This is a genomic window from Aminobacter sp. Piv2-1 (assembly GCF_037625995.1).
GTDB lineage: Bacteria > Pseudomonadota > Alphaproteobacteria > Rhizobiales > Rhizobiaceae > Aminobacter.
In genome coordinates this window covers 108,177-126,500 of sequence record NZ_JARKMU010000005.1, presented here as the reverse complement: position 1 = coordinate 126,500, position 18,324 = coordinate 108,177, and the positions used below count along the sequence as shown (strand labels likewise).

Genomic DNA, 18,324 nt, shown 5'->3' with positions numbered 1-18,324 from the left:
TGCGCGCTGCGAGGTTTTTCGGCACCAGTTCCCAGTCGCTGTCGCCAGCCCTGCCGAAGCGTAAAATGCCGAGCGTTTATTTGTTTCGCTTAACCGACCGGTAACATTAACGCGCTTTAATCATGCCTAGTTGGTATCGGGTAAAGCGCGGGTCGTAGCGATGCGTTTCAAAATCTTGAAGGCGAATGGACGCTCTCTGGCGCGCAATGGCGCCGTTCTGCTCTTGGCTGGTGTCGCAGCCGGTTGCAGTTCCAGTGTTGCGCGATTTGGTGGCAGTGGCGTCGATGACTTGTTCACCGCCTCGACCTCGAACCAGCGTGAGATCATCAACCAGCAGCCGCAGCCCTATCCCGGCGACACCCAGGCGGCTCCGCTCGTGGCCAGCAACAGCGGTTCGGTCGGCCGCAGCAGCCTGCAGCCGGTTTCCTCGCAGCCGCTGCCGGCACCGGTAGCCGCGGCTCCGGCCCCGGCCCCGGCGCTCGCCCCCGCGACGAGAACGGCCCAGGCTCCCGCGCTCGCTCCCGCCATGGACCGCACCGCGACGGCCGCCGTCAGCCAGCCGGCGCAGCCAAAGCTCGCCCAGGCCGAACAGAACGTCCTCAAGGTCCCGGGGCAGGCGACCAAGAAGCCGCTGCCGAACAATCAGCAGCCGCTGTCGACCGACAAGGTGGCGGTACTGCCGCAGCAGCCGAAGACCAAGGAAGGCAATACGGTTGCCAAGCTCGACGCCTCGACCGGCAAGAGTTCCGGTTCGGCGGGTGCCGGCGGCTACACGGTGGCCGAAGGCGATTCGCTCAACCGGATTGCAATGAAGCTCGGCGTGACCACGGCAGCCCTCAAGGAGGCCAACGGCCTGACCGACGGGCGCATCCGCATCGGCCAGACGCTGAAGGTGCCCGCCGCGAATGCCACGACCCAGGTCGCCAAGGCTGCGCCTGCGGCGGTCGATCCGGTGGTGACCAGCACGCCGGCGCCGGCCAAGCCGGCTGTCGCCGCTGCCAAGCCCGCGGTCACCGAACAGCCGACGGTTGTGGCCTACACGCCGCCGAAGAGCGACAAGCTGGCCCAGCAGGCCGAGGAATCCACCGATGCGGCGCCCAGCGCCACCGGCATCTCGCGCATGCGCTGGCCGGTTCGTGGCCGTGTCGTGTCCAACTACGGCAAGGGCGGCGGCAAGGATGGCGACGGCATCGACATCTCCGTTCCGGAAGGCACGCCGGTCAAGGCGGCCGAGAACGGCGTCGTCATCTATGCCGGCGACGGCCTCAAGGAGTTCGGCAACACCGTCCTGGTGCGCCACGAGAACGGGCTGGTCACCGTCTACGGCAACGCCAGCGAGCTCAAGGTGCAGCGCGGGCAGAAGGTCAAGCGTGGCGACGAGATCGCGCTGTCGGGCATGACCGGCAACGCGAGCGCCCCCAAGCTGCATTTCGAGGTGCGCAAGAACTCCGCTCCGGTCGATCCGACGACCTATCTCGAATAAGCCGCCTCGACCGAGGCCGGGTATCGAAGCCCCGGCTCGAGCGGCTCCAGGAAATTCCGGCCATCGACGCCCGTCCCGCAAGGGGCGGGCGTTCGCATTCAGTCCTTCAGCGGCTTGCCCAGGCGGCCGGCCAGGTCCTGGATGAACTGCCAGGCGACGCGACCCGAACGGCTGCCGCGCGTCGTCGCCCATTCGAGTGCGTCGGCACGCAGGGCCTCGGCGTCGATGTCCAGGCCGTGATATTGCGCGTAGCCGCCGATCATTTCGAGATACTCGTCCTGCGAGCACTTGTGGAAGCCGAGCCACAGGCCGAAGCGGTCGGACAGCGACACCTTTTCCTCCACCGCCTCGGACGGATTGATGGCGGTCGATCGCTCGTTTTCGATCATGTCGCGGGGCAAGAGGTGGCGCCGGTTGGAGGTGGCATAGAAGATGACGTTGGCCGGCCGGCCCTCGACGCCGCCTTCGAGCGCCGCCTTGAGCGACTTGTAGGACGTGTCGTCGTGGTCGAACGAAAGGTCGTCGCAAAACAGGATGAAGCGATGTCGTGCCGCCTTGAGCAGGTTCATCAGCTTGGGAAGCGTGTCGATGTCCTCGCGATGAATCTCGACGAGCTTGAGCGGCGAGGCAGTTCGGCCTCCGGCGTTGATGGTGGCATGCGCCGCCTTGACCAGCGACGATTTGCCCATACCGCGCGCGCCCCACAACAGAACGTTGTTGGCCGGCAGGCCGGCGGCGAAGCGTTCGGTGTTGTCGACGAGGATGTCGCGGACGCGGTCGACGCCCCTGATCAGGCCGATGTCGACGCGGTTTACTCGGTGCACGGGCTCGAGATAGCCGGGATCGGCAGCCCAAACGAAGCAATCGGCAGAGTCCAGGTCCGTTTCGGGCGCTGCCGGCGGGGCAAGTCGCGCCACCGCGGCGACGAGACGGTCGAGTTTGTCGTTGAGCGCTTCGATCGTCTTGTCCATTGCACACTTCCCTTGCGGCATTCGATTGCGGTGCCGCTTTACCATGCTCGGATTGCAGGGAAAAGCGGCGCTCCCGGGACCATGTGCAGTTGCATTGGTGGCTTTAGCGACTATATTCCGCGCACATTTCCCGGGGCCGGATTTGCGGCTTCCCGTCACTTCTCAGGAGACATTCATGTTCGTCACGCCGGCATACGCACAGGCCACGGGGGTCACGCCCGACGTATTCGTCAGCATTCTGCCGTTTGTGCTGATCTTCGTGATCATGTATTTTCTCATCATCCGCCCGCAGCGTACCCAGCTGAAGAAGCGCGGCGAGATGCTCTCGGCCATCCGTCGCGGCGATACGGTCGTGACCGGCGGCGGCTTCGTCGGCAAGGTGACGAAGGTGATCGACGACAACGAACTCGAGGTCGATCTGGGCAACGGCGTCAAGGTGACCGCGCTGCGGGCCACCATTTCCGACGTTCGGGTCAAGGGCGAGCCGATCGCCAACCAGAACGCCAAGAAATAACCGTATTCAAGGCGGAACGCACCGCTTTCACGCCTTAACGGACGAGGCCAAATGCTCTATTTCTCGCGCTGGAAGACAATCGCGATCTGGGCCGTCGTGCTCCTCGGGGTGCTCTTCTCCATCCCGAACATGCTGACCCAGTCGCAGCTCGATTCACTTCCCGGCTGGCTTCCCAAGCGCCCCATGACGCTTGGCCTCGACCTCCAGGGCGGCTCCCATATCCTGCTCGCGATCGATCGGCAGGACCTGATCGACGAACGCCTGCAGGCGACGCGTGACGACATCCGCACGCTGCTGCGCGACGCCAAGATCGGCTATACCGGGCTCACGGGCACCGGCAAGACGGTCCAGGTTCGCATCAGTGACGCGAACGAACTCGAGGCTGCAAAGAAGGCGCTCGCGGCGCTGACGCAGCCCGTTTCGGCCGGAATCTTCGGCGGCGGCACGCTAGCCGAGCTGTCGCTCGAGGAGCCGGAGCCTGGCGTGATGCGCTTCACGCTCACCGAGGATGGCATTGACTATCGCGTCAGCAACGCCGTAACACAGTCGATCGAAGTCGTCGGCCGCCGCGTCAACGAGCTCGGCACGAACGAGCCGATCATCCAGCGCGCGGGCGCGGACCGCATCCTCGTCCAGGTCCCCGGCCTGCAGGATCCGCAGCGCCTCAAGGACATCCTCGGCAAGACCGCCAAGCTGACCTTCCAGATGGTCGACCAGACGATGTCGGTGGAGCAGGCCCTGCAGGGCCGCCCGCCGGCCGGTTCGACGGTCATGTACTCGCAGGACGATCCGCCCGTTCCCTATCTCATCGAGAACCGGGTGATCGTTTCGGGTGAGAACCTCGTCGATGCCCAGGCCACCTTCGACCAGCGCACGAGCGAGGCCGTCGTCTCCTTCCGCTTCGACGCCAAGGGCGCCGCGCGCTTCGGCCAGGCCACACAGCAGGGCGTCGGCCGCCTGTTTGCCATCATCCTCGACAACCAGGTGATTTCGGCACCGCAGATCCGCGAGCCCATCTTGGGCGGCACCGGCCAGATCTCGGGAAGCTTCACCGCCCAGAGCGCCAACGACCTTGCCGTGCTGCTGCGCGCCGGCGCGCTGCCGGCCGACCTGACAATCGTCGAGGAGCGCACCGTCGGCCCGAGCCTCGGCGCCGACTCGATCGCCGCCGGCAAGTTCGCCTCGATCATCGCCGGCATTCTGGTGGTGTCGTTCATGCTCGTCGCCTACGGCACGCTCGGCATCATCGCCAACATCGCGCTGGCCGCGAACGTGGCGCTGATCATCGCGACCCTGTCGATCCTCGGCGCGACGCTGACCATGCCAGGCATCGCCGGCATCGTGCTGACGGTCGGCATGGCGGTGGACTCCAACGTCATCATCTACGAGCGCGTGCGCGAAGAGCGACAATTGGGCCGATCGCTCGTGCAATCGCTGGATTCGGGCTTTGCCCGCGCGCTTGCGACGATCGTTGACGCCAACTTCACGACCTTCATCGCCGCCATCATCCTGTTCTATCTGGGTTCTGGTCCGGTGCGCGGCTTCGCCGTGACGCTGGCGATCGGTATCGTGACGACGGTCTTCACCGCCTTCACGCTCACCCGCTGGCTGGTTGCCATCTGGCTCCGCCGCATGAAGCCCAAGGAACTGCCGAAGGGCCTGGTGCGCCTGGTTCCAGACAACACCAGGTTCCCGTTCATGGCCTGGCGGCGCTATGCCTTCACGCTGTCGGCGCTGGCTTCGCTTGCCGCCATGACGCTGTTCTTCTCGGTCGAGATGAACTACGGCATCGACTTCCGCGGCGGCACCAGCATCGAGGTGCAGGCCAAGCAGGGGACCGCCGATTCAGGCGACGTTCGCTCACGGCTCAGCGAACTCAACCTTGGCGACGTGCAGGTGCAGCAGTTCGGTTCCGACCAGAATCTGCTGATCCGCGTCGAGGGCCAGAAGGCCGGCGACAACGCCGAGCAGAGCGTGGTCGAGAAGGTGCGTGGCGAGCTGGCCAACGACTACGACTTCCGCCGCGTCGAGTCGGTCGGGCCGACGGTTTCCAGCGAGCTCGCCTGGTACGGCACGCTCGGCGTGCTGACATCCATGCTCGCGATGCTGATCTACATCTGGTTCCGCTTCGAGTGGCAGTTCGGCCTCGGCGCGATCATCGCCACCGTGCACGACGTGACCATGATGGTTGGCCTCTATGTCATCACCGGCATCGAGTTCAACCTGACCAGTATCGCGGCGATCCTGACCATCGTCGGCTACTCGATCAACGACACGGTGGTGGTCTACGACCGCGTCCGCGAGAACCTTCGCAAGTACAAGAAGATGCCGATCGAGCAACTGCTCGACCTGTCGATGAACCAGACGCTGTCGCGTACGGTGCTGACCGGCGTGACGACACTGCTGGCGCTGATTTCGCTCTACCTGTTCGGTGGCGAAGTCATCCAGTCGTTCACGCTGTCGATGATCTTCGGCATCCTGGTCGGCACCTATTCGTCGATCTTCGTGGCCGGACCGCTGCTGATCCTGTTCAGGCTGCGGCCCGAGACCTTCGAGGCCGACGAGAAGGACAAGCCGGCCGTGCCGACCAACGTCCAGCCGACGAAGTCGTAAAAGGCAATGGCGGCAGGCCTGGTCATGCGAGAGGCGCACTTTCCCGGAAGGGCCCCCGTCGACGCCTATGGCGACGGCGGGTTCCGCTTCGCGGAGATGTCGCACCGCGGCTCGATCCTCTGCCTGCCGTCCGGCATCTATGGCTGGGAGCCGGCCGATCCGCTGGCGCTGACGCCGGCTGATTTCGCAAAGCTTCTCGCCGAAGCCGACAAGGTGGAAATCCTGCTCGTCGGAACCGGCAGGGAGCTGAGGCCGCTGCCGGCCGATCTGCGCGCCGCCCTCAAGGAGGCCAGGATCTCCGCCGATCCGATGTCGACCGGCGCAGCGGTACGTACCTACAACGTGCTGCTCGCCGAAGACCGCGCGGTCGCGGCGGCGTTCATCGCCGTCGACTGAAGTGGGCGCGAATGCCGCAGCGGTGATGGAGCTGGTCCGCGGTCAGGACCGCGACCGCTATCTGTCTGCCCTCTACGCTCCCGACGACAGGCGCGACGCGCTCTTCGCCCTCTATGCCTTCAATGCCGAAATCGCCGGCATACGCGACCGCGTCAGCGAGCCGATGCCGGGCGAGATACGCCTGCAATGGTGGCGCGACGTCATCGCCTCGGGTGACCCCCGGGCCGGCGCCGGACATCCGGTGGCCGAGGCGCTGCTGGCCGCGATCGCCGCGTACCGGCTGCCCACAGCCGCCTTCGACAACTACCTCGAAGCCCGCATCTTCGACCTCTACGACGACCCGATGCCGTCGCGGACCGATCTGGAAGGCTATTGCGGCGAGACGGCCTCGGCGCTCATCCAGCTTGCGGCGCTGGTTCTGGACGCGCCCGAGGCGGCCAGCCATGCCGAACTGGCCGGCCACGCCGGCTGCGCCCAGGCGATCACCGGCCTGCTGCGGCTGCTGCCCATGCATCGCGCGCGGGGTCAATGCTATGTGCCGCGGGACATCCTTGCAGCGGCGGGCATGACGGCGGAGGAGTTCGTGGCCGACGGCGAGAGCCAGCGGTCGGCCCTGGTTGTCCAGGCGATGATCGCCCTGGCGCGCGAGCATCTCGGCGCCTTCGCGCGGCAGGCCGGAGCAATGCCCGCTTCGCTTCGCCCGGCGTTCCTGCCGCTGGCGCTCACCGGCGCCTATCTCGACCGGCTGCAGCGCGGCAAGGACGGCATGTCCTCGCTGCGCAAGCACCTGCTGATGTTGCGGATAGCGTCGCGCGGCTGGCGCTGACCGGGTCGGCGACAGGGCATCGCGCCCGTGCAGGTTCAATCGGGTTGGTACTCTTCGCGCCTGGTGAAGAAGAAGTACCGACCAAGCCCGCGCGCGTTCACATAGGTGCGCACGTCCCGGTGCAGCCTTCGGGCCACGCTCGCAGAAGAAGTATTGTCGGGTGCCACGATCGACCCGATCTCAGCTTCGTCGGTGACGTAGAAGCCGAATGCCATGGCCGCTCGTGCGGCTTCCAGAGCAAGGCCGCGGCCGCGCCATGCCGGCGCGACATGATAGCCGATCTCGAGCGTCCGCGACCCGCCGACGTCCTGCCACGTCACGCCGCAATCTCCGATCAGCGTTCCGCTGGAACGGTCCAGCATGGCCCAGAGGCCGAAGCCGTCCCGCTGGTAGCGCGCGAGGTTCCGCTCGATCCACTCGGTTGCGCCCGCTTCGTCCGTCATTTCGGGATAGAAGCGCCGCGCATAGTCGTCGGCGAATATCGCAAGGATCGCCGCCTCGTCGCCGCGCTTCATCTCCCTCAGGATCAGCCGCGGCGTTGCCGGAGGGGGCGTCATCGCCCTTATTCCGCGGCCTGCGCCGCGGTCGCGAGGCCCAGCCAGACGCGGCAGTCGGCAAGGGCGCGGCCGGTCATGGCCTTCTTCTTGGCAACCGTCTTTTCCTTGCCGCGCAGGCGCTTGCCGTCGACCTTCGGCGCCTCGATTTCGGGGAACAGGCCGAAATTGACGTTCATAGGCTGGAACGAGCGCTTGCCCGGCTCGTCGTCGGAGACGATGTGCCCGCTGGTGATGTGGTTGAGCAGGGCGCCGAAGGCGGTCGTTGCCGGCGGCGGCGTCATCGGGCGGCCGAGCCGTTCGGCCGCGGCAAAGCGGCCGGCGAGCAGGCCGATGGCGGCACTCTCCACATAGCCCTCGCAGCCGGTGATCTGGCCGGCGAAGCGCAGCCCGGGCCGCGACCTGAGCTGCAGCGTCGGATCGAGCAGCGTCGGCGAGTTTAGGTAAGTGTTGCGGTGAAGGCCGCCGAGGCGGGCAAACTCGGCGTTCTCGAGGCCGGGAATCATGCGGAAGATGCGCACCTGCTCGCCATGCTTCAGCTTGGTCTGGAAGCCGACCATGTTGTAGAGCGTGCCCAGCGCATTGTCCTGGCGCAGCTGGACCACGGCATAGGCCTTGACTGTCGGGTTGTGCTCGTTGGTGAGTCCCATCGGCTTCATCGGGCCGTGGCGCAGCGTCTCGGGTCCGCGCTCGGCCATCACCTCGATCGGCAGGCAGCCGTCGAAATAGGGCGTGCCTTCCCACTGCTTGAACTCGGTCTTCTGGCCGTCCATCAGGGCCTGCACGAAGGCCTCGTACTGCTCCTTGTCCATCGGGCAGTTGATGTAGTCCTTGCCGGTGCCGCCGGGGCCGACCTTGTCGTAGCGCGACTGGAACCAGCAGGTGTTCATGTCGATGGACTCGAAATGCACGATCGGCGCAATCGCGTCGAAGAAGGCGAGCGCGTCCGACGACGTGCCGGCGGCGATGGCCTCGGCAAGCGCGGGCGCCGTGAGCGGGCCGGTGGCGATGATCGCCTGGTCCCAGTCCGCCGGCGGCAGGCCGGTGACTTCCTCGCGCACGATGGTGATCAGCGGGTGCGCCTCGAGGCGCGCGGTCACCGCGTTGGAGAAGCAGTCGCGATCGACGGCAAGCGCACCGCCCGCCGGGACCTGGTTGGCATCGCCCGACGACATGATCAGCGAGCCGGCGAGGCGCATTTCGGCATGCAGCAGCCCGACAGCGTTGGTCTGAGCGTCGTCGGAGCGGAACGAGTTCGAGCAGACGAGTTCGGCGAGGCCCTCGGTCTTGTGGGCATCCGTGCCGCGCACGGGACGCATCTCGTGCAGGATGACCGGCACGCCGGCCTCCGCCGCCTGCCATGCTGCTTCCGATCCGGCGAGGCCGCCGCCGACGATATGAATGGGTTTTGCGCTCATGGTCGCCGAGATAGTCCCTTGGCCGGTTGAATGCAATCATTGCGGTGGATTGCGCAGACTCAGCCGATTGCCGTGGACGAGGAACGACTACTAAGATGGCCTGATGACGACGCGCTCGATCTGTCGCCTGCTGCTGGCGGGCATGGTTTCGCTCTCGCTCTATGGGGCTGGTCTCTCGCCGGGCCTGGCCGCTTCTGCCTCCGGTCGCATCGACATCTGCCATGGCTATGGCTGCGCCTTTCGATCACGTCTCGATCTCGGAGAGGGCGACGCCAGGAAGCTGACGTCGATCATGGCGGCGGGCAAGGCCTCGCCGAAGGCCGAGCGCGCCGCGATTGCCAGGGCGGTTAGCTACTTCGAAAAGAGGGCACAGCAGGTCACCGGCGTGAGCGACCAGCCGAAGTCGGAGTTCGGTGCCTCGAAGGTCAGGGGGCAGATGGACTGCGTCGACGAGTCCACCAACACCGATGCGCTGCTGCGCTACCTGCAGGCCAGAGGCTTGCTCAAGCACCACAAGGTGGACCGCCGGACCTCGCGCGGGTTCCTTCTAGACGGCCGCTATCCGCATTGGACGGCGGTGGTCCGGGCGTCGGACGGAACCAGGTGGGTGGTGGATTCGTGGTACGCCCCGATGGGCGGCGCGCCCGACATCTTCCCGCTCGGCGAATGGAGGAAGCGCGGCGTGCTGGAAAGCGGCGCGCTGAACTAGCCATTGCTTCAAGTGCGGAAACGACAGGAAACGACAACGCCCGCCGGGGGAGGAAATCCGGCGGGCGTCGTTTTGGTGGTCAGCCTCTGGGAGGAGGAGGGGGCTGACCTATTCGCCTTCGCCGGGGAGGAGGTCGGCTGGGCGAAATTCCTTTCGCCGATCGAAGAGGGCGAAACTCTTTGGGTAACGACGCCCGCCGGAGGGAGGAGAACCGGCGGGCGCGTTAAGAGTGGTCAGCCTCAGGGAGGAGGAAGGGGCTGACCTATTCGCCTTCGCCGGGGAGGAGGTCGGCTGGGCGAAATTCCTTTCGCCGATCGAAGAGGGCGAAGCTCTTTTGGGTAACGGCACCCGCCGGGGGAGGAGGATCCGGCGGGTGCGTTAGGGTGGTCGGCTTCGGGAGGAGGAGTAAGCCGACCTATTCGCCTTTGCCGGGGAGGAGGTCGGCTCGGGCTGAATTTCTTTCGCCAGTTCGAAGAGGGCGAAACTCTTTCCGGTAACGACACCCGCCGGGGGAGGAGGTCCGGCGGGTGTGTTAAGGTGGTCAGCTCATCGGGAGGAAGAAGCTGACCTGATCCGTCACGGCCGGGGAGGAGGTCGGCGTTGACGGAAAGCCTGAATTAGATTGCGCGGCGGGCGATCGACTGGATCTCGCCACGATTGATGCCGAGATCGGCAAGCTGGCGGTTCGACAGGCGGCCAAGCTCGTTCACCGTCTCGCGATAAGCACGCCAGTTGCGGTAAGTGCGGAGCAAGTTCATTTTAGTTCTCTTTTCGGTTCGGACAGGTTGGTCTCAGCAGACCAACTTCGGTTAGATGGCTTTGCGCGCGACGAAGTGGATGTCGCTGCGGGTGATGCCCAGGTCGGTCAGTTCACGGTTCGACAGGCGGCTCAGCTCGCTCACGGTGTCGCGATAGCGGCGCCAGTTGCGGTAATTGCGGATCAGGTTCATCTTCGTATCCCGTTCGTCTTTTTTCGCTTCGTGTTTACGGGGTGTAGATAGGTCCGCTCTGATTAAAAATGAAGCGCTATGCTCGCATGGCAGCAATGCGTTTTGTGCATTGCAACATTAATCGGCATTCACCCTTCGGTCACAATTGTGGCCGAATCGAATTTTTGCCATACTAGACAACGGCTTGGGCCGATCGTGCAGTGCATGATGGGGGAGGGTGACGCGTGGCGAGCCATGCAACCAAGGTGAAGATGGACATCGCCCGCTGGGCAGATGGAGGGCTCATCGACCGTGCCACGGCCGATGCGCTGGTCCGCGACGTCGAGGCCAACGAGCGCAGCGGGCTCAACTTCGGTTCGATCCTGGCTGTGATGGCAGCACTTCTGTTCGCGGCGGCCATTCTCATCCTCGTCGCCGCCAATTGGGAGGCGATACCGCGCCTGGCCAGGGTCGGCGGGCTGTTTGCCCTCATCCTTGCAGGCTATGTCGGCGGCGCCGTGCTCAAGCAGCGCGGCCATGGCGGCCTGGCCGAGGCGCTCTGGCTGATCGGCGCTGCTGCCTTTGGCGGCTCGATCGCGCTGATCGGGCAGATGTATCATTTCTCCGGCGACGAGGCGGCTGCCATCGTCACCTGGTGCATCGGAACGGGCGTTGCAGCCGCGGCGCTGCGCTCCAACGCACTGACGGTCGCCGCGGTCGGCATCGCCGACTTCTGGCTGGTCAGCAAAGGCTTCGAACTGTTCCGGCGCGCGGATTTCCCGCATCTGTTTCCGGCGTTCATGGCCGTCCTCTGGGCGCTGTCCTACTGGACCGACAGCCGCGCGGCACGGCACCTGATCCTGCTCTCGCTCATTCTCTATGCGGTGCTCCTGGGCATCAACTACGACGTGATGCCGGTGGGAATAGTGCTGGCGCTGGTGTCGGCCGCGCTGCTGGCGGTATCGGCCCTGGCGGCGGCTCCTGTCGAAAGCGTCGTCCGCCTGGGCGGGCGCCTGCCGCTGCACGCGCTGATCGGCTTCCTGACCGGGATGGCATTGCTGCAGTTCGACCTGGCCGATGACGACGGTTTCGCCATCGCTGCGGCGGTGGCGCTGGCCGTGATCGCGGCGGTCATCGTCTTCCTGGGTCGGGAGAGCCGGGCCTTGCGCTGGGTCGCCTATCTCGGTTTCGCCTTCGAACTGGCGATCGTCTACGTCGCCACGGTGGGCAGCATGCTGGGCACGGCGGGCTTCTTCTTCGCAGCCGCAATAATTCTCGCCGGTCTCGCCTATGCGATCATCCGCATAGAGCGGCGGATGAAGGCCCAGGCAGCAGGGGGAGCCGCATGATGTCCCGCTACAAGCGCATCGTCGCGGCGATCGTGCTCGCGCTGGCGCAGATCGGCTTCCTGGGCTGGATGATCGCCGGGAGGGCGGCCCTGCTGCGCAGCGGCCAGGAGGTGCTGCTCAAGGTCGAGCCGGTCGATCCGCGCGACCTCCTGCGTGGCGACTACGTGCGCCTCGGCTATGACATCTCGCGCCTGCCGGTCGAGAGGGTCGCCAACCTGCCTCAGGGCGAGACAACGTCGGCGGAAGGGCCGATCGTGGTGCGCCTCAAGAAAGATGCCGATGGCTTCTGGCGTGCGACGAGCGCCTGGCTGGGCAGTGCGGCGCTGACGCCGGCGGCGGCCGACGAGGTCGATATTCGCGGCGAAATCTCCGACGGCTGGAGCCTGGCGCCGGGTTCCGAGATCGGCGTGGAGTACGGCATCGAGCGCTTCTACGTGCCGGAAGGCGAGGGCCTGGCGATCGAGCGCGACATGCGGGTGCGCAGCTTCGGCATCAGGGTGGCGGTCGGCAAGGACGGCAGCGGCCAGATCAAGGCGCTGATGGACGGCGACACGATGCTGTTCGAGGAACCGCTATATTGAGCGAGCTGGCCACCGCACAGTTCCGGCGGCACTGGCTGTGGCGCCTTACGGCTCCACGGCCACGATCGCTTCGATCTCGACGGTGATGTTGTCCGGCAGCGAGCCGAAGCCGACCGCCGAGCGGGCATGACGCCCGCGCTCGCCGAAGACCTCGAGCAGCAGGTCCGAGCATCCGTTGATGACCTTGGGATGCGCTTCGAAGTCCGGCACCGCGTTGACCATGCCGAGCAGCTTGACGACGCGGCGGACCCTTGACAGGTCGCCGATGGCCGAATGGATCACCGCGAGCAGGTTGAGCCCGGTCAGGCGTGCGTCGTCATAGGCCTGCTCGATGCCGATCTCGGCGCCCACCTTGCCCCTGCGAAGCATGCCGTCTGCCTGGCGCGGTCCCTGTCCCGACAGATAGAGGATGTTGTCTTCGCGCACGAACGGCACGTAGGTGGCGATGGGAGCGGGCGGCGGCGGCAGGGACAGGCCGAGTGCTGCGAGTCGGTCGTATGGGGTCATTGGCTCGGCGGTGTTTGCTGTTCTGCGAGTTCTGCCTGCCGGATGCAGGCGACGCTGTGGCCAGGGCCGACCGTTTCGCGCGCCGGCACCAGTTCGGCGCAGGCCGCGACCGCGTGCGGGCAGCGGGTACGGAACACGCAGCCTGACGGCGGGTTGAGCGGGCTCGGGATGTCTCCCTGCAGAATGACGCGCTCGCGCCGCACGGTGGGGTCCGGCACCGGAGCGGTCGCCAGCAGGGCGCGCGTGTAGGGGTGGCGCGGGTTGGCGTAGACGGAGCGCGCCGGCCCCTGTTCCATGATCCGCCCGAGATAGAGCACCACGATCTCGTCGCACAGGTACTCCACCACCGTCAGGTCGTGGGAGATGAAGATCATGGTCAGGCCGAGCTCGCGCTGCAGCTCCTGGATCAGATTCAGCACCTGCGCCTGGACCGACACGTCGAGCGCCGAGACCGGCTCGTCGGCGATGATCAGTTCCGGTTCGACCGCGAGCGCGCGTGCGATGCCGACGCGCTGGCGTTGCCCGCCGGAGAACTCGTTGGGGTAGCGCCGCCCGTGCTCGGGCGAGAGGCCGACGCGGGTCAGAAGCTCGTCGATCCTCGCCTGGCGGGCGGCGCCCTTCGCCAGCCCGTGTGTGTCGATCGCCTCGCCGATGATGTCGCGCACGCGCATGCGCGGGTTGAGGCTGGAATAGGGGTCCTGGAAGATGATCTGGAGACGGCGGCGATAGGCGCGCAGCGCCTTCTCGGAAAGACCGAAGAGGTCGACGCCGTCGAACACGGCCTGGCCGGACGAGGGTTCGACCAGCCGCAGCAGGCAGCGTCCGGCGGTGGTCTTGCCCGAGCCGGATTCGCCGACGATGCCGACGATCTGGCCGCGCCGGACATCGAACGAGATGTCCTCGACCGCCTTGACCGGGCCGCTGCCGGTCGAGAACTGCTTGCTCAGGCCGCGCACCGACAGCAGGATTTCGGCGTCGCCGGCGGAGGTTTGTCGGGCGTCGGTCACAGGAGTTCGTGCCTCCAGCAGCGGGTCAGGTGTTCGGGCGACGCGTTCAGCAGTTCCGGCGGGACCGCCTCGCAGCGCGCTTCGGCAAGCGGGCAGCGCGGGGCATATGCGCAGCCCGAGGGCAGCGCCAGCACGCTCGGCACGCTGCCCGGGATCGGGTTGAGCATGAGCCGAGAACCGTCGTCGGCGCGGTCGCGCTTCGGATCCGGAATGCAGGCGAGCAGGCCCTTGGTGTAGGGGTGGCGGGGCCGGGCGAAAAGGTCGCGCACCGGCGCCTGTTCGACGACGCGGCCCGCATACATGACCGCGACCTCGTGGGCGATCTCGGCGACGACGCCGAGATTGTGCGTCACGAACAGGATGCTCATGCCGATCTCGCGCTGCAGGCGCCGCATCAGGTCGAGGATCTGCGCCTGGATGGTCACGTCGAGCGCGGTCGTCGGCTCGTCGGCGATCAGCAGCGCCGGGTTGCAGGCGAGCGCGAGCGCGATCATCACGCGCTGGCGCATGCCGCCGGACATTTCATGCGGATACTGGTCGAGACGCTTCTCGGCGGCGGGGATCTCGACGAGTTCGAGCATCCTTTTGGCGCGCGCCCGCGCTTCTGAGCGCCCGACCGGCTCGTGCAGACGGATCATTTCCATGATCTGGTCGCCGATGGTGAAGAGCGGGTTCAGGCTCGTCATCGGCTCCTGGAAGATCATGGCGATCTCCTTGCCGCGGATCGCCCGCATCCGCCTCTCGCTGAGAGTGGCGAGGTCGACGACGCTGCCGTCGCGCAGGCGGTAGAGCAGGCGGCCGCCGACGATGCGGCCCGGATGCGACAGGAGCCGCATGATCGACAGGCTGGTGACCGACTTGCCGGAGCCGGATTCGCCGACCACCGCGAGCGTTTCGCCGCGACGGACGGTCAGCGTGACCCCGTCGACCGATTTCGCGGCGCGCGACCCCATGACGAAGTGCGTGCGCAGGTCCTCGGCGCGCAGCACCACGTCGGCAGGAAGCGCCTCCGGCTGGCTGGCGGCTTTCAATGCGGAAACAGCCATGGTCAGAGATCCTTGCGCAGGCGCGGATCGAGCAGATCGCGCAGCCCGTCGCCGACGAGTTGCAGCGACAGCACGGTGAGGATGATGGCGAGGCCGGGGAAGATCGTCACCCAGTCGGCCTGGCCGACATATTGGCGGCCGGAAGCGATCATCGTGCCCCAGGTCGGGATTTCCGGGCTGACGCCGACGCCAAGGAAGGAGAGCCCGGCCTCGGCCAGCATCGCATAGGCGAAGATGAAGGTCGCCTGCACCAGGATGGGCGAGACGAGGTTGCGCAGGACGTGCCGCGTCATGATGCGCCAGGTCGGAACGCCGAGCGCGCGCGCGGCCTCGACATAGGGCAGTTCGCGGATCACCAGCGTCGAGGCGCGCACGATGCGCGCAAGCCGCGGGGCGTAGACGATGCCGAGCGCGATGATGACGGTGGCGAGCGACGGCCCGAGGGCTGCCACAAGCGCGATCGCCAGCAGGATGTCCGGAAACGCCATCATCGCGTCGATGATGCGCGAGACCACGCCGTCGGCCTTGCGGAAGAAGCCCGCGACGATGCCGAGCGTGATGCCGACGACACCGGCCAGCGCGGTGGCCGCCGCGCCGACCATCAGCGACAGCTGGCCGGCGTAGATGGTGCGGCTGAAGACGTCGCGGCCGAACTCGTCCGTGCCGAAGAACCAGGTCGCGCTCGGTGGCTTCAGCCGGTTGACGATCGACAGCTTGTTCGGCGCATAGGGCGCGATCAGCGGCGCGAGCATGGCAAGCAGCGTGATCGTCGCGATGACGGCAAGGCCGATTGCCAGCGTGCGGCGCTGCAGGATGAGGGTGGAGATGCGCGGAGTGTCCACGCCGGCGGAGGAGGCAGCCATCAGTAGCGCACCCGCGGATCGATCATGAGGTAGAGCATGTCGATGCCGAAATTGATGAGGACGTAGATCGCGGCGATGACGAGCAGGGCGCCCTGGATCACGGGATAGTCGCGGCGCAGCACGGCCGAGACGACGAGGTTGCCGACGCCGGGGAGGCTGAACACCGTTTCGGTGACGACGGCGCCGGAAACCAAAAGCGCGGCGGTCAAGCCGACGACGGTGAGCACGGGGATGAGCGCGTTCTTGAAGGCGTGCTTCATGACGACCCGGAATTCGCCCATGCCCTTGGAGCGGGCAGTGCGCACGTAGTCGTCGTTGAGCACGTCGAGCATCGACGCGCGGGTAAAGCGGGTGATCAGCGCGGAGGAGACGACGCCGAGCGCCGTCGCCGGCAGGACGAGGTGGCCCATCCGCGCCAGGAACGAGGCATCCGGGCCGCCATAGCCCGCGACCGGGAACCAGCCCAGGCGAACGGCGAAGACCTGGATGAGGATGAGGCCGAGCCAGAAGCTCGGGATGCTCGCGGCTAGCATGGTGAGCGTGGTGACCGACTGGTCGAACAGGCCCCCGCGCCGATAGGCCGACATGATGCCGACCGGCAGGGCGATGGCGCTGGCGATCAGTATGGCGAACAGGGTGAGAAAGAAGGTGGGCTCCGCCCGGTCGAGCAGGGCGCTCGCCACCGGCATGTCGAGGAAGATGGAGTGGCCGAGATCGCCGCGGGCGAGCTGGGCGAGGAAATAGACATATTGGATGGGCAGCGGCTGGTCGAGGCCGAGGCGCACGCGCAGCGCCTCGACGTCGGCCGGCGTCGCATCCGGGCCGAGCATGACCGCCGCCGGATCGCCGGGCGCCACGCGCACGATGATGAAGACGATCGTGACGACCGTGAACATCACGGTGAGCATGCCAAGGAGGCGCTGCAGGACGTATCGCATCGATCGGCTCCCGTTCGTCCCCCCGGCGCGGCTGTGGCCGCGCCGGATGAAGCTGGCTGTTACTTGGTCAGGTAGGCGTTCCAGAAGTACGGCCAGGCCGAGGGCGTGAAGCCTCCGAGCTTGGGCGACTTGGCCGACAGGGCGTTGAAGTTGCCAACCTTGTAGAAGGGCGCCTCGTCATAGATCAGCTTCTGGATGTCCGACCAGATGGCGACCCGCTTTTCCGGATCCATCTCGGTGTTGAGCGCGACCACGAGCTTGTCCTTGGCCTCGCTCGCCCACCATCCCGGATAGGACGAAGGCAGCGGCGCGATCAGCGCCGGGTCCGGCAGGAAAGGGCTGTGGGTGATGAAGATGTCCCACAGCGCCGGCTCGGCGCGGCGCTGCACCAGCGTCGCCCAGTCGACCACGTCGAGCTGCACCGCAAGGCCGGCCGCCTTGAGATACTCGGCGGCGACCTGCGCCATCTTGTAGTGGAACTCGTACTGCCGGCTGGTGAGGATGCGGATCGGCTTGCCGTCGTAACCGGCTTCGGCCGCCAGTTCCTTGGCCTTGTCCGGGTTGCCCTGGTTGTAGGGCTCGATGCCGGCGTCCGAGCGCCACTGGTAGCCTTCGGGGTAGAGAGCGCCGTCGACGGCGAAGAAGTCGGGCTTGCCGAAGGCGGCGGCCAGCATGTCCTCGGAATTGAGCGCTGCCTGCACGGCCTTGCGCAGGCCGGGCTTGGTCATCATGCCTTCCTTGTTGTTCATGATGAACATCGGCCAGCCGAAGGACTTGAGCACCAGCGGCTCGGTCTTGGCCTGGCCGTTGAGGCGGTCGAACGCCTCGACGGGAAGCAGGTCCGCATAGTCGTACTGGCCGGCGATGGCGCCCTCGACGCGGGTGTTCGCATCGGGAACCGGCACGAAGCGGATCTCGTCGAGATACTGCTTGCGCGCACCGCCGAAGCCGTCCGGCTCGCCCTCGCGCGACTTGTAGCCGTCGAAGCGGACTAGCTGGAGATACTGGTCGGGCTTGCGCTCCTTGATCATGTAGGGGCCGGTGCCGACATACTCGGACAGCGTTTCGCCGATCTTCTCGGACGGCAGCACCACGGCTGCGGAGTTGTTGAAGGCGAGCAGGGCGGTCAGCGGCGCAAACGGCTGCTTGAGCGTGATGCGGACGGTGTAGTCGTCGACGGCCTCGAGCTTGTCGAGGTTGGCGGCCACCAGCTTGCCGCGCGAGGCGACCTCGAGCCAGCGCTTCAGCGAGGCGACCACGTCCTCCGAGGTCATCGCCGTGCCGTCATGGAAGACGATGCCCTGGCGCAGCTTGATGGTGTGCACCTTGCCGTCGGCGGAGACCTCCGGCAGGCCCTCTGCGAGCAGCGGCGCGACGTTCCAGTTCTTGTCGAACGTGTAGAGCGTCTCGAAGAAGTGTTGCGTGACCATGCCGAGCAGGTCGCCCGTCGCGGTCATCGGATCGAGCGTGGTCAGTTCGCCGATCGTCGCGACGTTGACGACGCCGCCTCGTTCCTGTGCAAATGCCTGTGTCGTTGCCAGCATGCTCGCGCCTGCCAGACCTGCGATAATCAGTTTCCTCAGCATGTTCGCCTCCCTTTATCCATTCGAAGTGCTGGTG

19 protein-coding genes are annotated in these 18,324 nt (G+C 66.3%); 8 read left to right on the top strand and 11 right to left on the bottom strand.

Going from position 1 to position 18,324, the window contains the following annotated elements; all coding sequences use genetic code 11:
- Positions 1–160: 160 nt before the first annotated feature.
- The gene (locus AmiPiv_RS10880) at positions 161–1,483 is read left to right on the top strand and encodes a M23 family metallopeptidase (RefSeq protein ID WP_340037443.1); all 1,323 of its coding nucleotides are present in this window, start codon (positions 161–163) and stop codon (positions 1,481–1,483) included.
- A gap of 98 nt (positions 1,484–1,581) precedes the next feature.
- Here AmiPiv_RS10880 and AmiPiv_RS10875 read toward each other — a convergent pair whose 3' ends face one another.
- Positions 1,582–2,454, bottom strand: a complete 873-nt coding sequence (locus AmiPiv_RS10875; protein WP_340037442.1) for an ATP-binding protein — start codon at positions 2,452–2,454, stop codon at positions 1,582–1,584.
- A gap of 175 nt (positions 2,455–2,629) precedes the next feature.
- Between AmiPiv_RS10875 and yajC the strand changes: the two genes are divergently transcribed.
- From yajC to AmiPiv_RS10855, 4 genes are read left to right on the top strand one after another with little or no spacing between them, the layout of a single operon-like run.
- The gene (yajC, locus tag AmiPiv_RS10870) at positions 2,630–2,968 is read left to right on the top strand and encodes a preprotein translocase subunit YajC (RefSeq protein ID WP_340037441.1); all 339 of its coding nucleotides are present in this window, start codon (positions 2,630–2,632) and stop codon (positions 2,966–2,968) included.
- A gap of 51 nt (positions 2,969–3,019) precedes the next feature.
- Positions 3,020–5,581: a protein translocase subunit SecDF gene (gene secDF / locus AmiPiv_RS10865; protein WP_340037440.1), complete on the top strand. Its 2,562-nt coding sequence runs from the start codon at positions 3,020–3,022 to the stop codon at positions 5,579–5,581.
- Positions 5,582–5,587: 6 nt separating this feature from the next.
- Positions 5,588–5,977, top strand: coding sequence for an Mth938-like domain-containing protein (locus AmiPiv_RS10860; RefSeq protein ID WP_340037439.1), 390 nt, complete (start codon positions 5,588–5,590; stop codon positions 5,975–5,977).
- Between the two features lie 25 nt (positions 5,978–6,002).
- The gene (locus tag AmiPiv_RS10855) at positions 6,003–6,803 is read left to right on the top strand and encodes a phytoene/squalene synthase family protein (RefSeq protein WP_340037733.1); all 801 of its coding nucleotides are present in this window, start codon (positions 6,003–6,005) and stop codon (positions 6,801–6,803) included.
- Positions 6,804–6,838: 35 nt separating this feature from the next.
- On the opposite strand, the gene AmiPiv_RS10850 is transcribed toward AmiPiv_RS10855, so the two are convergent.
- The gene (locus tag AmiPiv_RS10850; RefSeq protein ID WP_340037438.1) at positions 6,839–7,360 is read right to left on the bottom strand and encodes a GNAT family N-acetyltransferase; all 522 of its coding nucleotides are present in this window, start codon (positions 7,358–7,360) and stop codon (positions 6,839–6,841) included.
- A 5-nt stretch (positions 7,361–7,365) separates the two neighbouring features.
- Positions 7,366–8,775 (bottom strand): methylenetetrahydrofolate--tRNA-(uracil(54)-C(5))-methyltransferase (FADH(2)-oxidizing) TrmFO, encoded by a 1,410-nt coding sequence (gene trmFO, locus AmiPiv_RS10845; protein WP_340037437.1) that lies wholly within the window; start codon positions 8,773–8,775, stop codon positions 7,366–7,368.
- A gap of 103 nt (positions 8,776–8,878) precedes the next feature.
- Between trmFO and AmiPiv_RS10840 the strand changes: the two genes are divergently transcribed.
- The gene (locus AmiPiv_RS10840) at positions 8,879–9,484 is read left to right on the top strand and encodes a hypothetical protein (protein WP_340037436.1); all 606 of its coding nucleotides are present in this window, start codon (positions 8,879–8,881) and stop codon (positions 9,482–9,484) included.
- A gap of 617 nt (positions 9,485–10,101) precedes the next feature.
- On the opposite strand, the gene AmiPiv_RS10835 is transcribed toward AmiPiv_RS10840, so the two are convergent.
- Together AmiPiv_RS10835 and AmiPiv_RS10830 are read right to left on the bottom strand one after the other, a co-directional pair.
- The gene (locus AmiPiv_RS10835) at positions 10,102–10,242 is read right to left on the bottom strand and encodes a DUF1127 domain-containing protein (RefSeq protein WP_018427695.1); all 141 of its coding nucleotides are present in this window, start codon (positions 10,240–10,242) and stop codon (positions 10,102–10,104) included.
- A gap of 51 nt (positions 10,243–10,293) precedes the next feature.
- The gene (locus tag AmiPiv_RS10830) at positions 10,294–10,434 is read right to left on the bottom strand and encodes a DUF1127 domain-containing protein (protein ID WP_082496386.1); all 141 of its coding nucleotides are present in this window, start codon (positions 10,432–10,434) and stop codon (positions 10,294–10,296) included.
- 224 nt (positions 10,435–10,658) lie between these two features.
- Between AmiPiv_RS10830 and AmiPiv_RS10825 the strand changes: the two genes are divergently transcribed.
- Entirely contained in the window at positions 10,659–11,762 is a 1,104-nt protein-coding gene (locus AmiPiv_RS10825; RefSeq protein WP_340037431.1) for a DUF2157 domain-containing protein, read from the top strand.
- Entirely contained in the window at positions 11,759–12,343 is a 585-nt protein-coding gene (locus AmiPiv_RS10820; protein WP_340037429.1) for a GDYXXLXY domain-containing protein, read from the top strand. The genes AmiPiv_RS10825 and AmiPiv_RS10820 overlap by 4 nt, the downstream gene beginning before the upstream one ends.
- A gap of 45 nt (positions 12,344–12,388) precedes the next feature.
- Here AmiPiv_RS10820 and AmiPiv_RS10815 read toward each other — a convergent pair whose 3' ends face one another.
- The 6 genes from AmiPiv_RS10815 to AmiPiv_RS10790 are packed head-to-tail and all read right to left on the bottom strand — an operon-like array spanning position 12,389 to position 18,290.
- Entirely contained in the window at positions 12,389–12,850 is a 462-nt protein-coding gene (locus AmiPiv_RS10815; protein WP_340037428.1) for a RidA family protein, read from the bottom strand.
- Positions 12,847–13,818: an ABC transporter ATP-binding protein gene (locus tag AmiPiv_RS10810; protein ID WP_340037732.1), complete on the bottom strand. Its 972-nt coding sequence runs from the start codon at positions 13,816–13,818 to the stop codon at positions 12,847–12,849. Before AmiPiv_RS10810 ends, AmiPiv_RS10815 begins: the two co-directional genes overlap by 4 nt.
- 35 nt (positions 13,819–13,853) lie before the next feature.
- Positions 13,854–14,903 carry an ABC transporter ATP-binding protein gene (locus AmiPiv_RS10805; protein WP_340037427.1) on the bottom strand — a complete coding sequence of 350 codons (1,050 nt, stop codon included), beginning with the start codon at positions 14,901–14,903 and terminating at the stop codon, positions 13,854–13,856.
- Between the two features lie 2 nt (positions 14,904–14,905).
- The gene (locus AmiPiv_RS10800) at positions 14,906–15,766 is read right to left on the bottom strand and encodes an ABC transporter permease (RefSeq protein ID WP_340037426.1); all 861 of its coding nucleotides are present in this window, start codon (positions 15,764–15,766) and stop codon (positions 14,906–14,908) included.
- The gene (locus AmiPiv_RS10795) at positions 15,766–16,704 is read right to left on the bottom strand and encodes an ABC transporter permease (RefSeq protein ID WP_340037425.1); all 939 of its coding nucleotides are present in this window, start codon (positions 16,702–16,704) and stop codon (positions 15,766–15,768) included. The genes AmiPiv_RS10800 and AmiPiv_RS10795 overlap by 1 nt, the downstream gene beginning before the upstream one ends.
- A gap of 59 nt (positions 16,705–16,763) precedes the next feature.
- Positions 16,764–18,290 carry an ABC transporter substrate-binding protein gene (locus AmiPiv_RS10790; RefSeq protein ID WP_340037424.1) on the bottom strand — a complete coding sequence of 509 codons (1,527 nt, stop codon included), beginning with the start codon at positions 18,288–18,290 and terminating at the stop codon, positions 16,764–16,766.
- Between the last annotated feature and the right edge of the window lie 34 nt (positions 18,291–18,324).